Raw genomic sequence first — 15,929 nt, 5'->3', positions numbered from 1 at the left:
AGGAGACGCACATGCCGACACTTCCCCCGCGGTTACTGCGCAGGCCCTGGACAGCGGCTGGAGCCGCTCTCGCGCTGGCCCTGTCCCTTTTCGTCTCGGTGCCCGCCAGTGGCACCGAGGCGGCGTCCGGATGCCGGGTCGACTACACGGCCGACGAGTGGACCGGCGGCTACACCGCCCAGGTGCGTGTCACCCATACCGGTTCCGCGCTCAGCGGCTGGCAGCTGACGTGGACGTACGCCGGCGACCAGCACGTCACCTCCGCCTGGAACGCGACCGTCGTACAGACCGGTCAGGCAGTGACCGCCACCAACGTGGCCTGGAACGGGGGGCTGGCCGACGGCGGTACCGTCGACTTCGGTCTCCAGGGGACCTGGCAGTCGGCCCATCCGGCGCCCACGGACTTCGCCCTCAACGGGGTGTCCTGCGGCGGTGGCGGCACCTCACCGACGACCCCGACGCCGTCCCCGACTCCCACCCCGACGCCGACCCCCACGCCCACGGCGACCCCGACACCGACCCCCAGCACGACCCCGCCCTCCTCCGCGTGCGGTGGTGCCGTCGTCTGTGACGGCTTCGAGGACCAGGCAGGCCCGTCCCCCTCCGGGAACTGGCGCTTCACCGCGCCCGACTGCCAGGGCACGGGCACGGCCGCCGTCGATACGGGGGTCGCGCACAGCGGCACGCGGTCGCTGCGGGTGGACGGTCGGGCCGGCTACTGCAACCACGCCTTCGTGGCCGCGACCGCGGACCTGTCGTCTGTCGGCCCGGTGCTCTACGTCCGCATGTGGGTGCGCCACACCACCGCGCTCCCGGCCGCGCACGTCGCCTTCGTGTCGATGCCGGACAGCTCGCAGGGCGGCAAGGCACTGCGGATCGGCGGCCAGAACGGCGCCCTGCAGTGGAACCGGGAGATCGACGACGCCACGCTCCCGGCACAGAGCCCGACCGGGGTGAGTCTGAGCAGGCCCCTGCCGACGAACAGCTGGCAGTGCCTGCGGTTCGCGGTCGACACCTCGGCAACCGGACTCGACACCTGGCTCGGCGACGAGCTGGTGCCGGGGCTGCACGCCGACGGCGTACCGACGCAGGACGTCGACGGGCAGTGGCTCTCCCGGACCACCGCGCCGAAGCCCACCGCCCTGCGTCTCGGCTGGGAGAGCTACGGGACCGGTGACGACACCCTGTGGTTCGACGACGTGGCCGCAGGCTCCTCGCCCGTCGGCTGCTGACGCACGTGCTCCGGCGACCGGTTGCTGACGCCCCATGGTCGGCGACCGGTCGCCGCCGACTGGTCGCCGGGGGATCGGCTACCGGGCGACCGGCTGTCCGGTGAGCGGAGGAGAACGGTCGAGGGCGACCGCGGTGGCTCGTGCGCGTCAGTGCGCGTCGTGCGCCGGCGATTGCCGGTGGCCGGCGGTGAATGCCGGTCAGCGGCGGCCGGTGGACAGGGTGATGAGGAACTGGCCGCCGCCCGGCTCGATGCCGGCGGTCACCGGCAGCCCCGGTGCCAGCCGGGAGAACCGGTCCACCAGCCAGTCCGCCGCTTCCTGCGCGTCCCGCCGGGTCGGACAGCGGCCGACCATCTCGCGGCCCCCCTTGCGCTCCAGCCTCGCGGCGACGGTGATCAGCGGCGCCGGCTCGACCACGTACAGGTGGTCCGGCCAGGCGATGACCACTTTCACCGCGCCCTTGCGGGTGTTGCATCCGCGGTGCGCGAGCCGCTCGGCGCCCTTGGCCTTCCGGTCGGCGGTCCGGCTGTCGACGCTGGGCCCCCGCGGGTCGTTCACCGACTCGTCGGGGTCGACCGTTTCGTCGCACACCCAGCAGCGCCAGCCGTCGCGCTCGGCCACCTCATCAAGAAGACTCATCCGAGCAAACTAGCCTGCCCACCGCCACCCCACGTACCAGGGGTCCGGCACCTGACGATCCGTACCCCCTCGGGGCGGGGTACGGATCGTGGGCGCCGCCGCCCCCGGGACGGCTCAGGCGAAGGGCTCGTGGTTGACCCAGATCGCCTTGTACGGGCGGCGGGCCTGCCAGCCGTCGATGAACTCACCGATGCCCGGGAGGGCGAAAGCCGCGTCGAGAGCGTCGAGGTCGGCCAGGGCGAACTGGACGACGGCGGAGGCGACAGCCACCGGGGCGTGGTCGTCGCTGGAGGTGCGCAGGTGGGGGCGGGCGGCGAAGGAGTGGAAGGTGCCGGTACTCGCGGTCAGCTCCTCAAGCCCTCGGAGGTACGCGTCGAGTTCGTCGGCGGGAATCGGTTCGTCGAAGGCAACGATCATCGTGTGGTGAATCATGCCTCGATTGAACTGGTGGTTCTCAGCGAAGTCCAAGGCCGACGGGGTATGAATCCATTCCTTCGAGGAATGGTCGCGGCGGTATTCTGGCCCGCATGGCCGAGCTGGAGACCCGCGAACTGGAGTACTTCGCCGCCCTTGCCGAGGAACTGCATTTCGGCCGGGCGGCGCAGCGGCTGGGGATCGCGCAGCCCGCCCTGTCCAAGGCGGTACGGAGGCTGGAGGGCCGGCTCGGCGTGGTGCTCGTGGAGCGCTCCAGCCGGCACGTCGCCCTCACCTCCGCGGGCGAGGTGTTGCGGCACCACGGCCGGTACGCGTTGCTCGCCGTCGGGGCGGCGGTCGAGAAGACCCGTCGGGCGGGCGAGCAGGGGACCCGGCTGCGCCTGGTGATCAAGCCCGGCGGAGACGCGGATCTGCTCTCGGGCATCCTGGCCGCCTACTCCCGGCGGCACGGCGCCCGCCAGGTGGACATCCTCTTCGGCGGGGCCACCGACCGTGCCGATCACGTGCGCGACGGCCGGGCGGACGTGGCGCTGCTGTACATGCCGTTCGACGACCTGACCGGGCTGGACCACGAGACCCTGATGGTCGAAGACAGGGTGGCGGTCCTGCCGCCGGACCACCGGCTCGCCGGCCGCGGCGAGGTGACTCTCGCGGACCTGGCCCACGAGACGCTGCCGCGCTGGAAGGGCGTACGCGGCCATGGCATGCCGGGCAAGGGGGTGCCCGGGATCGAGCCTGTCGCCGGGTCAGGTCCGGAGGTCGCCGACGGCGCCGAGCTGACGCACATGATCCTGCTGGGGCGAGTGGTCGCGGTGCTGCCGCGTTCGCTGGCCCGGCCGCTGCATCCGGGGCTCGTTCATGTTCCGGTGGCCGACGCGCCGCGCAGTGAGCTGGTCCTCGCCTGGGGACGGGAGGACCGGCGGCGCCTGGTCGCGGACTTCGTCGCCTCGGCGCTGGAGGCGACGCGGGGCTGAGCCCGCCCGGTACCGCCCAGGTCGCGCCCAGGTCGCGGGATTCCTGCGGGACCGCGTGGCCTGCCGCGCCCGCCGGAGCCGGATCCGGAGGCGGATCCTGGAGGCTCCACGATCAGCCCCCGCGATCAGGCACCAAGGTCAGGGCCAGCGATCAGGCACCACGGTCAGGCACCACGGCCATCGGGTGGCGGCGGCCCGGGCTCCCGCCCGGCGGTGGTGCGGGGCCTTCCTCCCCGGGCCGCCTTGAGGTAGTTCAGGGAGAAGCCCCCGTCCTGGGTGATGACCTGCCCGGTCGTGTTCTGCAGCCAGGGGCCGGCGAGCAGGGCGATGAGGGTCGTGACCTGGTCCACGGCGAGCGCGGTGCGTGTCAGCGCGGCGCCCGCCAGGAGTTCACGGGTGCGGTCGGTGTTCGCGGTGCCCAGGGCCCGGACGGCTCCGTCGGTGTCGAGCAGGGAGAAACTCAGCGCGTTGCAGAGAATGCCCCGTGGACCGAGTTCGTACGCGAGGTAGCGCATGGTCGCGTTGAGGGCTGCCTTGGTGATGCCGAGGACGTGGTAGTTGGGCAGGGTGAAGCTGTCGCCGGCCGACGACAGGGTGACGATGCGCGGGTTGTCGGACCTCTCCAGAAGGGGCGCCGCGTGGCGGGCCGCCGCGACGAGCGAGTAGGCGCCGGTGGAGAGGGCGTCGTCGAACGCCGTGCGGGGAAGTTCGGTGAGCGGGTGGCCGAGGGCCCCGGGAGGCGTGTGGACGAGGGTGTGCACCACGAAGTCGAGGTGTCCCCATGTGTCGGCGACGCGCCGGAAACCGGCGGTGAGCGACTGTTCGTCCTCCCAGTCCAGGGGGAGGTGCAGCGCGCAGCCCAGTTCCGCGGCGAGCGCCGCGCCACGGGCCGCGCGGTGCGGGCGGTAGCTGATGGCCACCTCGGCTCCGAGGCGGCGGAAGTTCTTCGCGCAGTGGTATCCGACGCTGTTCTCGCCCGAGACGCCGATGACGAGACCGCGCCGTCCCGCGAGCAGGGCGAGCAGGGCGGGCAGGGCGGGCAGTCCGGTCGGCTCGACCGGTTCGAACGGCTCGGTCGGTTCGTTCGCTCCGGCCGGTTCGGGGGGCGGTTCAGTCATGGCAGTCCTTCCGTGGAGCGTCGTCGCCGGTGCGGGATTCGGGCCGGTCCGGGGGCGGGAACCAGGCGTCGAGCGAGGCGGTGCCGCGTCTCGCCCAGTCGTCCGCCGCGCGCTGGAGGTGGCCGGCGGCCACGGCCGCGGGCACCGGACCGGTCCACATCTCCAGCCGGGCCACGGCTTCGAGCAGCTTCGCGCGGTCGACCCCCAGGTGGAGCAGGGTGCGGGCGAACATGCCGGCCGGGCCGAAGCAGTGCAGCGCGTAGAGCACGCACATGCCGATCAGGTAGTTCTCCTCGACGCTGAGCACCCTGGTGTCGGCCTCCGTCCGGTGACAGCGGTGGAGAGCCTCGCGGAGGCCGGGGTGTTCCACGTGTTCCAGGAACCGGCTGTGCCGCCGGCCCGCGCCGGGGCCGAAGAGCGCGTCGAGGTATGCCTCGGACGCGGTGAGGGGGTCGTCGGGCATGGTGGTCGGACCTTTCCGTACGGGGCCGGTGCTCAGCGGGGCTGACGCAGGGGCAGCAGGAGGGTTTCCCCGACGACGACGTGCTCCGGCCTGGTGACCAGCCAGTGGACGGTGTCGGCCACGTCGTCGGGGTGCAGCCAGTCGGGCACGTGCTCGGCCAGCCGCGTCCGGGTGCTTTCGAATCCGGGGACCTTGTGGTGGATGGGGGTGTCGACCAGTCCGAGGGCCAGGAGGGACACCTTCGTGCGGGTGGTGCTGAGTTCCAGGCGCAGCGCCGCGGTGAAGTGCTCCAACGCGGCCTTGGTCAGCGCATAGGGGCCGTAACCGGACGCGGGGAGGAAGCGGGCGGTGACGGAGGACACGTTCACGATGTGGCCCGCCGCCCCCATGGCGGGCAGGAGGCCCCGGGTGAGGGCGACGCAGGCGAGCAGGTTGGTTTCGAGCAGGGAACGCCAGCGCTCGGTCGGCAGTGTGCTGGGGGGCTCGAAGACGCAGTCGGCGGCGTTGTTCACCAGGATGTCGACGCGGGACAGCTGTCGCGTGACGGCGTCGGCGCAGGTGTCCGCCGCTCCGGGCACGGACAGGTCCGCCAGGAACGGGTGGAAGGACTCTCCCCAGAACTCGGCGGCTGCCGAGAGCCGGTGGGAATCGCGCGCGATCCCGGCGACGGTCATGCCTTCGGCGAGCAGCCGGCCGGTGAGCGACTGGCCGATGCCCGAGGTGACGCCGGTGACGACCGCGATCCGGTCGCGGGATTTCTGGGACACGGAGGCTCTCCTGGAGTTCGGGGCCGGTTCACACGGTGTAGAGGGTGGCTGCCGCGTACCAGCCGGTGCCCACGGAGGCCGAGAGGACCAGCTGTCCGGGCTTGACGAGACCCCGGGAGACGAAGTGGTCCAGGGCGACAGGGACGGCGGCGGAGGACACGTTGCCCACGGTGGAGAAGTTGGTGAGGATCCGCTCGGGCCGGAAGGGCAGACGCCGGCGGACGGCGGTGTGGATTCCGGCGGTCCCGGTGTGCGGGACGAACCAGTCGACGTCGTCGGCCGAGAGGCCGTTGCGCTCCAGGAGCGTGGTGGTCAGGCGCGCGATGGACTCGGCGGCGAGTCCGGCGAGTTCACGCTGGCGCAGGTGGGTGCGTACGTGGCCGTCCTCGGTGACGTCCATGATCCCGTGCTGCTCTCCGTCGGTGGCGAGCTCGTGGTCGAGCAGTGTGCCGCCGCGCCCGGCGTCGCGCTGCAGGACGAAGGCGCCCGCGCCGTCGGCGTAGACACGGCTCGCCCTGCTGCCCGGTGCCGCCCTGCGGGAGGTGGTCTCGGAGGCCACGACCAGGGCGCGCCGGTATCTCCCGGTGCGCAGCAGGGAGTCGGTGATCGCCAGGCCGTAGAGGAAGCCCGCGCAGGCGCAGCAGAGGTCGAAGGCGACGGCCCTGTCCGCACCCAGCAGTGTGGCCAACCGGGGTGCCAGTTCCGGGATGTAGCGGCGGCCGGTCCAGTTGGCGAGCACGATCAGGTCGAGGTCCGCCGCCGGGGTGCCGGCCCGGTGCAGCGCCTGTTCGGCCGCTGCCGCCGCCATGCCCGGCACGGTGTCGTGCTCGCCCGCCCAGTGCCGTCGGGTCACTCCGATGCGCTGGGCCTGCGCCTCGGTCAGGGGCGCGTCCAGCGGGGGCAGCGCATCGTCGGTGAGGGGGGTTCCCGGCAGGTGGCTGCCGAAGCCGGTGAGGGAGATCCGGGTCATGGCGTCGTCGTCCTCCGGTCGGGGGCGTGAGGGGGTGCACCGAAAAGCGGCGCGGGCGCGTCGGGCTCGTCGGCGCCCGTCCTTTGCAGCGCGCGCAGGAGCCGCAGTTCCCGTGGGGTCGGCACCGGCCAGGGGAGGTCCGTGGAGCGGTGCGGGAGCGGTCGCCAGCCGCAGCGTTCGTACGCGCGCGGGGCGGCCGGATCGAGGTCGCGCACGGACCAGCCGTCGAGGCCGACCGTGCCGTCGGGCGGCGGGGTGCGTGGGAGGTCGCGCACGAACGTGGCGGAGTCCGTCACGACGTGGGTCACCCGGGCCCCGGGCGTCGTCACGTAGTCCACGCGGGGCACCATCCGCCGCGGTGTGCACCGGGTGAGCACGACGACCTCGTCGGCCGCCGAGCCGATGTCGTGGGCCCCGCCGGAACCCACCAGATGGCGTCCGTCGGCCGTGCGGGTGCTGTTGATGTCGCCGCCGGGGTCGATCTGGGCGGCGCCGACGACGCCCAGACAGCGGTTGTCCGCTCCGCAGGTGAGCGTGGAGAGCACGTCCTCGATGCCGGTGAGCCGGCGGGATCCGGCGACGGCCTCCAGGCCGAGCGGGAAGGTTCCGCCCCCCGGCCCGCAGTCGACGTCGTACATCCCCGTCTCGACCATGACCGGCACCTCGGTCCCGCGCTCGCCCAGCAGTCTGCGGGCCAGCCGGGCGGCGTCGTAGGACTGGCCGATTCCGGCCAGGACGACGCGGTACCGCCGGCGTTCGACCTGGCGGGCGATGACCCGGGCCGCTCGGACGATCATCAGTTCGGTGGGCGTGGGAGGGGCCTCGCGTGGAGTCGGCGGGCGGCCGGAGGACCGCGTGGGCGGGGCGGCGGCGGGGGAGCGCAGCGCTGCCAGACGGCCGGGTCCGACGGCGTCCCGGTAGCCGTGCGGGCCCTCGGCCGCGAGGACGCGGTCCAGGAAGCGCCGCATGCGGTCCGGGGCCCCAGCCGCCTCGCGCCACAGCAGGTAGTGCTCGACGTCGTCCCGGTACCGCGTGGCGGGGAGGCCCGCGGGAACGTACAGGGGCTGTGGGTGCGCTCCGTACGGCTCCGGGCACACGGCCAGGACCCGGTGCGGAGGCAGCACCGACGCGTTGGGCACGGCGTCGAGGACGGCCGGTTCCACCACCCTCTCGACGGTGACCACCGCGCCCCGTACCGCCGCCGCGGCTCCCCAGTGCGCCTCGCCGTACGGAGCGAAGAAGGCGGCGCGGCCGGTCGGGTCACCGAGGGGGGCGTGCAGAAAGGCGACGTCCGGGCGCAGGGCGGCGAGCAGCCCGACGCGCCGTCGCGGATCGGCGGGCTCGGCCGGATCGGGGACGGTGTGGAAGCGGCCCGCCGCGGCGAGCTCCGCCGTGAGGGTCGTCGGCGACTGCGCGGGGACGACGGCGTACGGCAGGCCCTGGGCCCCGGCCCGCAAGGCCTCGACGTAGCCGCGCAGCGACCAGTGCTGGAGGTCGGCGCCCTCCCGGAGCAGCCGGGTGTACAGGTCGTTGGGGCGCGGCTGGGGGTAGTTGTCGCCGAAGAAGCAGGACAGATAGCGGCGGCCGAGCCCCAGCAGGGCGAGAAGATGGGCGGTGGAGTGGAATCCCGTGGTACTCAGGACGAAGGCGGGCCCGGAGTCCCGGTAGTGGCGTGCCACCGCCCGGACCGCGGCGTTGGAGCGGCTGGGGGTGGACGCGAAGTGCAGATGGTCCCCCGGTGAGGTGAAGGCGGCGACCGCCTCCGCCAGCGGCATGACGTTCAAGGGAGCTCCTTTCCGGATTCGGCCCGTGCGTGGGGGCGGGCGACCGGGCTCAGTAGCGGTAGAGGGCGGCACCACCGTTGATGCCGGCCCCCGCGGCGGGGGAGAGGATCAGATCGCCCCTGCGGACGACCTTGCGTTCGATCTGCTCGGAGAGGCAGGCGGGGATGCTCGCGCTCCCCGAGAACCCCGTGGTGTCGCCGCTCCACAGCACCTTGTCGGCGGGCCACCGCAACTCCTCGGCCAGGCTCCGGACACCGTCCCAGTGCCCTTGGACGGGCAGCAGCCAGTCGACGTCGCCGGGTCCGAGACCATTGCGGCGCAGCAGCTTCCGCGCACTGGAAGCCATGGCTTCGAGGGTGGCCCGGCCCGCCGCGGCTCCGCGCATCACCAGCGACTCCCCGTCGTCGCCGAAGGCGATCAGGCCGAGTCCCGTGGCGTCGGTGTGCCCCGTGTGGTCCAGGAGTCCGACTTCCGGCCCGTCGTCCTGCCGGGGGGCGCCCCGGCGCAGCACCATCGCGCCCGCGGCGTCGCCCAGGATGAAGCAGAACGCCGAGCGGTTGCTCTCCGCCACGGCCAGCCGGCTGGTCTGCTCGACGCACACGATGAGCCCGGCCCGGCGGTTGGGATCGTTCAGCAGTCCGTCCATCACCTGGAGGGCCCGGACGAAGCCCGCGCAGGCGCAGGACTTGAGGTCCACACCGACACAGTCCGTACGGCGCAGGGCGTCACGGATGACGAGGGACGAGAGGTCTCCGTTCCCGGGGCGCTCGGCCTCCGGGGGGTTCAGGTACGCCACGGTGGTCGACGACACCGCGAGAACGACGTCGATCTCCTGCCGCAGCTCCGCGTCCCCGAGCGCGCGCTCCACGGCGGTGCGGGCGAGCGTCCAGGTGTTCTCGGCGGGGCCGCACCAGTACCGGTTCTTCATCCGGGTGCTCTCCACCAGACCGGCCCGGTCGGCGGGCAGGGGGAAGCGGCAGCGCGCGAAGAAGTCGTCGTTGCCGACACGCTCGTGGGGGTACGCGTGACCGGTGGAGACGATCTCCAGTGCGTGCGTCATCCCCTGGCGGGCGTTGACCCCCTCGGTTCCGCGTGCGTCGGGCAGGTGCGTTCCTCGGTTCATGGGGACTCCTTCGTGCGACTGGAGAACAGCAGGGCAGAGTTGTGGCCGCCCAGGCCGAACGAGAGGCAGATCCCGTTGCGCCGGGCGGAAGGAAGCGCATCGCCGTGACCGAACGAGATGTCCGGGTACTCCACCGGGTCGTCCGGTGCGTTCGGGCTGCGGACGGTCCGTCCGTGATGGAGCATCAGTACGGCCGCCGCCGCGTTGAGCGCACCGGCCGCTCCGAGCGTGTGGCCGTAGAGCGGCTTGGTGGAGATCAGCGGAACCTCGCCGGAGCGGCGCCCGAACACCGCACGCATGAGGCGGATCTCTGAGGCGTCGCTGGCCGCCACGCCGTTTCCGTGACCGACGACGAACCCGATTCCCCGGCTCTGAACGCCCGCCTCGTCCAGCAGCTGCCGGACCACGCGAGCGGGACGGTCCGCGGAGGAGTCCACGTGCGTGGGGTGCCGCCCCGTGTTGCCGTAGGCGTAGCCACGCATCGTCGCCAGACCCCGCGCGCCTCGTCGCTCGGCATGCTCCCGGGCCTCCAGGACCAGGGTCACGGCGCCTTCCCCGAAGGCGTTGCCCGAGCCGCCGGTCCACGGACGCACGGCCCGCGCGGGGTCCTCGTACTCTGCGGAACAGAGCCCGGCCTCCTGGTACATCAGATGCAGCGGCGGTACCAGCGCGGCTTCGTGGCCACCGGCGAAGGCGACGTCCACCGCGCCTCTCGCCACCTCCCGGCAGGCGTGCCCGAGGGCGACGGGGGCCGAGGAGCAGGAAGCGGTGAAGGTCAGGGCCGGCCCTTCGGTACGGAGGAGGGCGGCGCCGACACCGACCGCCTGCCCGGGTGTGTCCATCGCCAGCTCGCGCCGCGTGTACAGCTCTCGGGCCGGCTGCTGTCCTTCGCTGCGGACGCGTGCGTACCAGGCGGCGAAACTGCCGCGCGAGGTGCCGTCGAACAGGCCCACCCGGTCCGGAGCGAGCGGCACACCGGTCAGCGCGGCGTCCTCGCGGGCGAGGACGAGGGACGACAGGTACAGCTGGACGTCCCGGGGGCAGCGGCCGTAGTACGGCTCCGGAAACTCCCCCAGGTAGCGGTGCGCGTCGAACGCGCGAATCCGGCCGACCGCGTGGCGAGAGGCCGGTCCCGGAGCAGGCTCCAGGGTCAACTGACTGCTTCCTCGCGACAGTTGGCGCCACAGTGCGTCCCGGGTGTCGCAGCCCGGCAGGACCACGCCGATACCGGTCACCAGCACGTCACGCATGGGTCTCTCCCGTGGTCCCGGCGCGGTCGGGGCGGGGGGCGGCGGGCCCCGGACCGGCGTCCGGCCCGGCCGGGTGCGGCGGGGCGGGGGCACGGCCGCACCCGGTGCCGTCCCGCAGCCGCCGCAGCGCCTGCTCCCGGACCCGGCCCCGCTGGATCTTGCCGGTGCCGGTGGACGGCAGCGCGTCGAAGACGATCACGCGGCGGGGGCACTTGTGGGAGGGCAGCCGGGCGCGGCAGAAGTCGATGAGCTCGTCCGTGCGGACGACCTGGCCGGGGACGGCGACCACGCACGCCACCGGCCGGTCCAGGCCGTCTCCGTCCGGGATCGCCACGGCCGCCGCCTGATGGACGCAGGGGTGCTGGAGCAGCTGGTCCTCGACCTCGGTGGGCGACACCCAGATCCCGCTGCTTTTGATCATGTCGTCGGCGCGGCCCAGGTACGTGTAGGAGCCGTCCTCGCCACGGGTGAAGACGTCCCCGGTGGCGAGCCACTCTCCCCGGAACACCCTGCGGCTCAGATCCGAACGCGCCCAGTAACCGGTGGCGGCCGAGGGCGCGTTCACCTCCAGCAGCCCCGCCTGGCCGGGGCCGGCCGGGCCGCCGTCCTCGGCGAGGACGCGCATCCGGTAGCCGGGGACGGGGGTGCCCACGGAGCCCCGCCGCACGGACCCCGGACGGTTGGAGAGATAGACGTGCAGCGCTTCGGTGGACCCCAGGGCGTCGATCAGCTCCACACCGAAACGCTCCTGGAAGCGCCGGTGCAGCGCGGAGGGGAGCGGCTCGCCCGCCGAGACCGCGAGCCGTACCGAGGCGAACGCGTCGTCCGGCACGTCCTCGGCGCGCAGCAGGGCGGCGTAGGCCGTGGGGACACCGAAGAAGACGCTCGGACCGTCCTCCCGCAGACGCCGCACGATGGCCGTCGGCGTGGGCCTGTCCGGGCTGAGCACGACAGCGGCCCCCGCCGCCAGCGGCAAGAGGCAGGAGTTGCCGAGGCCGTAGGCGAAGAAGAGCTTGGCCACCGAGAAGCAGCGGTCCTCGGGGCCGATGCCGAGCACCCGCCGCCCGAACGACTCCGCGACGTGACGCAGGCTGCCGTGCCGGTGCATCGCGGCTTTGGGGGCGCCGGCGGTGCCCGAGGTGTACAGCCAGAGGGCGGGGGAGTCCTCGGTGGTGCGGTCGGCGGCGCCGTCGGCGGGCGAGCCCGACGCCCCGGCCGCCGCCAGGTGCTCCCAGCGCAGCCGGGCCACGCCTCCGGGAGGCAGGACGGGGGCGTCGCTCAGCACCACGACCGCGGTGAGGTCGGACGACGGGTGCAGGAGCGTCAGGGCCTCCTCCGCCGCCCGGGCGCACTCCGGACCCACGAGGAGGAAGCGTGCCCGGGAGTCCCGGAGCGCCGCCGCGAGCTCGCCGCCGGTGCCCATGACCGGGAACGGCACGGCGACGGCTCCGGCGCGGATGACCGACAGCAGGGCGGTGAGCAGGTCGGGCCCGTCCGCGGCCATGAGCACGACCCGCTCCTCGGGCCGCAGGCCCGCGGCGCGCCATCCGGCGGCGGAGTCGGCGACCCGCCGGCCGAGTTCGGTGTAGCCGACCCGCCCGCACGGGCCGATGACGGCTGTACGGGCGCCGTGCCCGCGCTCGATCTGGCGGTCGACCAGATGGGCCGCGGCATTGAACACTTCGTGTGTCATGGCTTCCTGCCTGGGGGTGCGGGGGTGCGGGGGTGCGCGGGGTGGCGGGGACGGCTCTCATGGCGCGCTTCTTCCTCACACGCCCTAGGTCCACGAGCTCAGGTGTGTCCGCGGCACAGCCGCAGGAGTTCCAGGGCGATGCGGGTTCCGGCGGGGCCGAGCCGGTGGTGGAAGCGCTCCACGACCTCTCTCTCGCGGGCGAGGTCGGTGCGGGGCAGGGAGCCCTCCAGGCCGGAGAGCCGGATGCCGCGTGAGACCTGACCGCGCGCGGTCACCAGCCCGATGAGGTCGTCGTCCAGGGCGTCGATGAGAGAGCGCTGCCGCGCGATCTGCGCGGTCGCCCTGCGGGCGGCGCGGGTCCGCCCGCCCTGGTCCGGCTTGCCGCGTGAGCGCCGCTGGGCCCAGTCGTCCAGGGAGTCGAGCAGCCGCCCGATGTCCTGCTCGTCGTTGAATCCGTGGCAGGAGACGCGCACACCGCCCACCCCGGAGATGTAGCGGACGCCCACGGCCACGTCCTGGGAGAGGAGATGGCGCATGACGGCGATGTCCGGCTGCCCCTGCCCCACGGTGAAGGTGACGATGCCCGACCGTTGGTGGTCTCCCCGGGGGGAGACGACCTGGATCCCCCGGCGGTCGAGTCCCTCGACGAGTCGGCCGGTCAGCTCGTCGATGTGCTCGGCGATCCGGTGCTGCCCGATCTCCAGGACGAGCGAGAGGCTCGCGGCGAGCCCGAGGGCCCCGGCGTAGTTGCCGGTGCCTCCGACCTCCCACGCGCGCGCCTCGTCCGTGAACGCGAACTCCGGGACCGCCGCGAGTTCGGGGTGCAAGAACGATTCTCCCCAGGTGCGGGCGGGCGGCTGGGCCGCGAAGAATCCGGCCAGGGGCCGCTTCATCCTGGCGCGGGCCCTCGGCGAGAGGTAAAGAATTCCCGTCCCGAAAGGGGAGTTGAGCCACTTGTGACCACCGCAGGCGAGGACGTCCACGGGAGTTTCCCCGACATTCATCGGCAGGGCCCCCACATGCTGAGCCGCGTCGACGACCAGCCAGATGTCCCGGGCGCGGCACAACTCCGCAAGGGATTCCAGATCGGCCCGGAAACCGTTGGTCCACTGCACGGAACTCACGGCGAGCACCCGGACCTCGGGAGAAAGATGCGCGCGCACGGTGTCCGCGGTGATCGTCCCGGCCCGGTTGGGGACGACGCGCAGCCCGATCCCGTCCTTCTCCAGCTGGCTCCAGACCGCCCCCATCTGGATGAACTCCAGGTCGCACATGAGGATCTGGTCACCGGCCCGCAACGGCAGCGCCCGGGCGGCCACGGACAGTCCGTGGGTGGTGCTCTCCACCAGAGCGATGTCCTCGGGCGCGGCGCCGATGAGCCTCGCGGCGAGTGGCCGGGTCGCGGCCCTGTCCTCGTTGAGGCGGCCGTGCTGGGCGGTCCCGGAACCGGCCGGACAGAACTGGGTGCTGTGCGCGAAGTCCGACACGGCGCGAACCGCCCGCCGCGGAGCGATTCCCATGCACGCCGTGTCCAGATAGGACATGCCCCTGAGGGCCGGGAATTCCCTCGTGATCTGCCGGCGGAACTCCGCGGACACGTCGGTCACCGGACCTCTCCCTCACTCCGAACGGATGCGAAAAGATGTTCTCCCTTCGAGCATGTTCCGACCGTCGGTCGTGGAGGGGAAGGTGGTACCGGCGAGAAAACGAATTTCGGCGGGGTGTGTTTCAGCGCGCCGGAAGTGTTCATATTGTATTACTAATGCCGCGTCCGGAAGATCGGCAATTCCACCGGAAATCAAGGTGGTTGAGGGGAAGGGGCTCGGGGCGCGTCATCCGCCCGCGGTGTCCTCGGCCTCCCAGTGCAGCAGGTCTCCCGGCTGGCACTCGAGCACCTCGCAGAGTGCGGCGAGCGTCGCGAAGCGCACAGCCTTGGCGCGGCCGTTCTTGAGGACCGCCAGGTTGGCGGGCGTGATCCCCACCCGGTCCGCGAGCTCGCCCACGGACATCTTCCGCCTGGCCAGCATCACGTCGATGTCGACGATGATCGGCATCAGATCACCTCGTCCAACTCGGCCTGCATCCGCGCCGCTTCGACGTCGCGCGCGACGGCCTGGGCGAGCAGCGTCCGCAGCACGAGCACGATGAGTGCGACCCCCAGGACGGCCACGCCGACCCCGCCCATGATGACGGTGACGCCCGGGTCGTCCCGCTGGCCCGGCGCATTGAGGGCCGTGACCGTGAACCACAGCAGGGCGGCCGACACGATCGCGCCGATCACGGCGTCCACGTACCGGAAGGCGGCAGGGGAGAACACGGTTCCGCGTCGCACCATCGTCACCAACCGCCACACGCTGACCAGGGTGACCTGGGCCGACACCATGCCCAGGACCGTGATCACGCGCAGCGGGGTCAGTGGGAGCGACCCGTCCTCCGGGTCGCTCCCACTGGCCAACACCCACACCATCAAGGCCTGCACGAGCACGGTGCCGGCGAGTACCACCGCGAGCACGGCGCGCAGCGCACGCACTGTCAGCTTCCCCATGACCCATCCTTCCATCGAATTACGATGGAAATCTATCGAAATTCGATAAGTGAGGCAAGGGGTGGGGCGGAGGATGGGCGGTGGTTCCACGCCGCGGCGGAACGTCCCCCCTCCCACGGCACGGCGTTCGCGCGACCCGTCCTGAACGTGTCCAAGTCGGCCTCGCCCGACCGCACATCGGACGCCACCCGACTCCGCCGAGGATCTGGGCCGAGGGGCGCCGAGCACCCCGGACGGCCCGTGCGCGGAAACCGTACGAGCACGGTGCCGGCCGGCGAGAGAGCCACGACCGCCGGGACCCCCGTACCGAGGTCCATGTCAGTGGTGTCGTCTACCTTCATCGGGAGTGCGCGGGCCGGGTGATCCGCGCGGACGGGCGGGGTGACGGAGTGAGTGACCGTACGGAGTGGCCGGCGGGGCGCGATCGGAATGCCGCGCTGGTCATCAGGACCGACTACCGCGACGACCAGGCATGGGCCGTGGTGAGGGCGGAGCTGACGAGGGCCTGGGGCGACGGAGAGTTCGAGCCGTACGTCCATGTCGCCGACGACCCGGAATGGGCGGACCGCACCCCGGCTCAGCTTCTCCCGGAGGCGACCTGTGACGAGGAGCTGAGCGTGGTGTTCATCGCCGACCGCGACTCCATGCGCGGCGCACCCGTCACCTTGCTGGCCCTGGCCGTGCTCACCAGGGAAGAGTGCGGCAGCGACGAGGAGTTCGAGGCGGACGGGGGCGAGTTCCGCACCGTACCCGCCGGTGTCCACGAGATACACGCGAACCTGATGATCGCCAATCTGTCCTTCGGCGACTTCAAGGAAGCGGCCGAAGAGGACCCCCAGGGCGTCTTCCGCGGGTTCGCCGTCTGAGCGAAGCGGCTCGCCGGTCTCGGGGCCCCCCCCCCCGCGGGGGGGGCGGGCCGCGCCGGGAGCCGCCCGC

General features: G+C 72.7%; 16 protein-coding genes. 3 read left to right on the top strand and 13 right to left on the bottom strand.

All coding sequences use genetic code 11. The features are described 5' to 3' along the window. The first annotated feature begins 11 nt into the window (after positions 1-11). Entirely contained in the window at positions 12-1,232 is a 1,221-nt protein-coding gene (locus ACFWEE_RS06105; protein WP_386886811.1) for a cellulose-binding domain-containing protein, read from the top strand. A gap of 198 nt (positions 1,233-1,430) precedes the next feature. On the opposite strand, the gene ACFWEE_RS06100 is transcribed toward ACFWEE_RS06105, so the two are convergent. Both ACFWEE_RS06100 and ACFWEE_RS06095 read right to left on the bottom strand, forming a co-directional pair. Then, positions 1,431-1,871, bottom strand: coding sequence for a hypothetical protein (locus ACFWEE_RS06100; protein WP_386886809.1), 441 nt, complete (start codon positions 1,869-1,871; stop codon positions 1,431-1,433). Positions 1,872-1,985: 114 nt separating this feature from the next. After that, positions 1,986-2,303 carry a hypothetical protein gene (locus tag ACFWEE_RS06095; protein WP_386886808.1) on the bottom strand — a complete coding sequence of 106 codons (318 nt, stop codon included), beginning with the start codon at positions 2,301-2,303 and terminating at the stop codon, positions 1,986-1,988. A 95-nt stretch (positions 2,304-2,398) separates the two neighbouring features. Here ACFWEE_RS06095 and ACFWEE_RS06090 point away from each other — a divergent pair, with 95 nt between their 5' ends. Then, the gene (locus ACFWEE_RS06090) at positions 2,399-3,280 is read left to right on the top strand and encodes a LysR family transcriptional regulator (RefSeq protein WP_386886806.1); all 882 of its coding nucleotides are present in this window, start codon (positions 2,399-2,401) and stop codon (positions 3,278-3,280) included. Between the two features lie 164 nt (positions 3,281-3,444). On the opposite strand, the gene ACFWEE_RS06085 is transcribed toward ACFWEE_RS06090, so the two are convergent. The 11 genes from ACFWEE_RS06085 to ACFWEE_RS06035 form a co-directional block, all read right to left on the bottom strand. Further along, positions 3,445-4,398 (bottom strand): enoyl-ACP reductase, encoded by a 954-nt coding sequence (locus tag ACFWEE_RS06085; protein ID WP_386886805.1) that lies wholly within the window; start codon positions 4,396-4,398, stop codon positions 3,445-3,447. Then, positions 4,391-4,861, bottom strand: a complete 471-nt coding sequence (locus tag ACFWEE_RS06080; RefSeq protein WP_386886803.1) for a hypothetical protein — start codon at positions 4,859-4,861, stop codon at positions 4,391-4,393. The genes ACFWEE_RS06085 and ACFWEE_RS06080 overlap by 8 nt, the downstream gene beginning before the upstream one ends. A 32-nt stretch (positions 4,862-4,893) precedes the next feature. Further along, complete coding sequence (locus ACFWEE_RS06075) at positions 4,894-5,628, bottom strand: SDR family oxidoreductase (RefSeq protein ID WP_386886801.1); 735 nt, start codon at positions 5,626-5,628, stop codon at positions 4,894-4,896. Positions 5,629-5,656: 28 nt separating this feature from the next. Continuing rightward, positions 5,657-6,598 (bottom strand): ketoacyl-ACP synthase III, encoded by a 942-nt coding sequence (locus ACFWEE_RS06070; RefSeq protein ID WP_386886799.1) that lies wholly within the window; start codon positions 6,596-6,598, stop codon positions 5,657-5,659. After that, the gene (locus ACFWEE_RS06065) at positions 6,595-8,373 is read right to left on the bottom strand and encodes a CoA-transferase (protein WP_386887002.1); all 1,779 of its coding nucleotides are present in this window, start codon (positions 8,371-8,373) and stop codon (positions 6,595-6,597) included. The genes ACFWEE_RS06070 and ACFWEE_RS06065 overlap by 4 nt, the downstream gene beginning before the upstream one ends. Before the next feature lie 58 nt (positions 8,374-8,431). Then, complete coding sequence (locus ACFWEE_RS06060; RefSeq protein ID WP_386886797.1) at positions 8,432-9,505, bottom strand: 3-oxoacyl-ACP synthase III family protein; 1,074 nt, start codon at positions 9,503-9,505, stop codon at positions 8,432-8,434. Then, a complete protein-coding gene (locus tag ACFWEE_RS06055) occupies positions 9,502-10,755 on the bottom strand; it encodes a beta-ketoacyl synthase N-terminal-like domain-containing protein (protein WP_386886796.1) in 1,254 nt (417 codons plus the stop codon). Before ACFWEE_RS06055 ends, ACFWEE_RS06060 begins: the two co-directional genes overlap by 4 nt. Next, entirely contained in the window at positions 10,748-12,448 is a 1,701-nt protein-coding gene (locus ACFWEE_RS06050) for a benzoate-CoA ligase family protein (protein WP_386886794.1), read from the bottom strand. Before ACFWEE_RS06050 ends, ACFWEE_RS06055 begins: the two co-directional genes overlap by 8 nt. Positions 12,449-12,546: 98 nt before the next feature. Continuing rightward, positions 12,547-14,055 (bottom strand): aminotransferase class V-fold PLP-dependent enzyme, encoded by a 1,509-nt coding sequence (locus tag ACFWEE_RS06045; protein ID WP_386886792.1) that lies wholly within the window; start codon positions 14,053-14,055, stop codon positions 12,547-12,549. A 225-nt stretch (positions 14,056-14,280) separates the two neighbouring features. Then, positions 14,281-14,502 (bottom strand): helix-turn-helix domain-containing protein, encoded by a 222-nt coding sequence (locus tag ACFWEE_RS06040; protein WP_386886790.1) that lies wholly within the window; start codon positions 14,500-14,502, stop codon positions 14,281-14,283. Next, the gene (locus tag ACFWEE_RS06035) at positions 14,502-14,993 is read right to left on the bottom strand and encodes a DUF2975 domain-containing protein (protein WP_386886789.1); all 492 of its coding nucleotides are present in this window, start codon (positions 14,991-14,993) and stop codon (positions 14,502-14,504) included. Before ACFWEE_RS06035 ends, ACFWEE_RS06040 begins: the two co-directional genes overlap by 1 nt. Before the next feature lie 389 nt (positions 14,994-15,382). Between ACFWEE_RS06035 and ACFWEE_RS06030 the strand changes: the two genes are divergently transcribed. Further along, on the top strand, positions 15,383-15,859 hold the full coding sequence (locus ACFWEE_RS06030) for a DUF6924 domain-containing protein (RefSeq protein ID WP_386886787.1): 477 nt from the start codon (positions 15,383-15,385) through the stop codon (positions 15,857-15,859). Positions 15,860-15,929 lie beyond the last annotated feature (70 nt).

It is taken from the genome of Streptomyces sp. NPDC060184, from assembly GCF_042728795.1.
In the GTDB taxonomy this organism is placed as follows: Bacteria; Actinomycetota; Actinomycetes; order Streptomycetales; family Streptomycetaceae; genus Streptomyces.
Note: the sequence above shows the minus strand (reverse complement) of the source record. Positions and strands in the feature narration are given on the sequence as shown.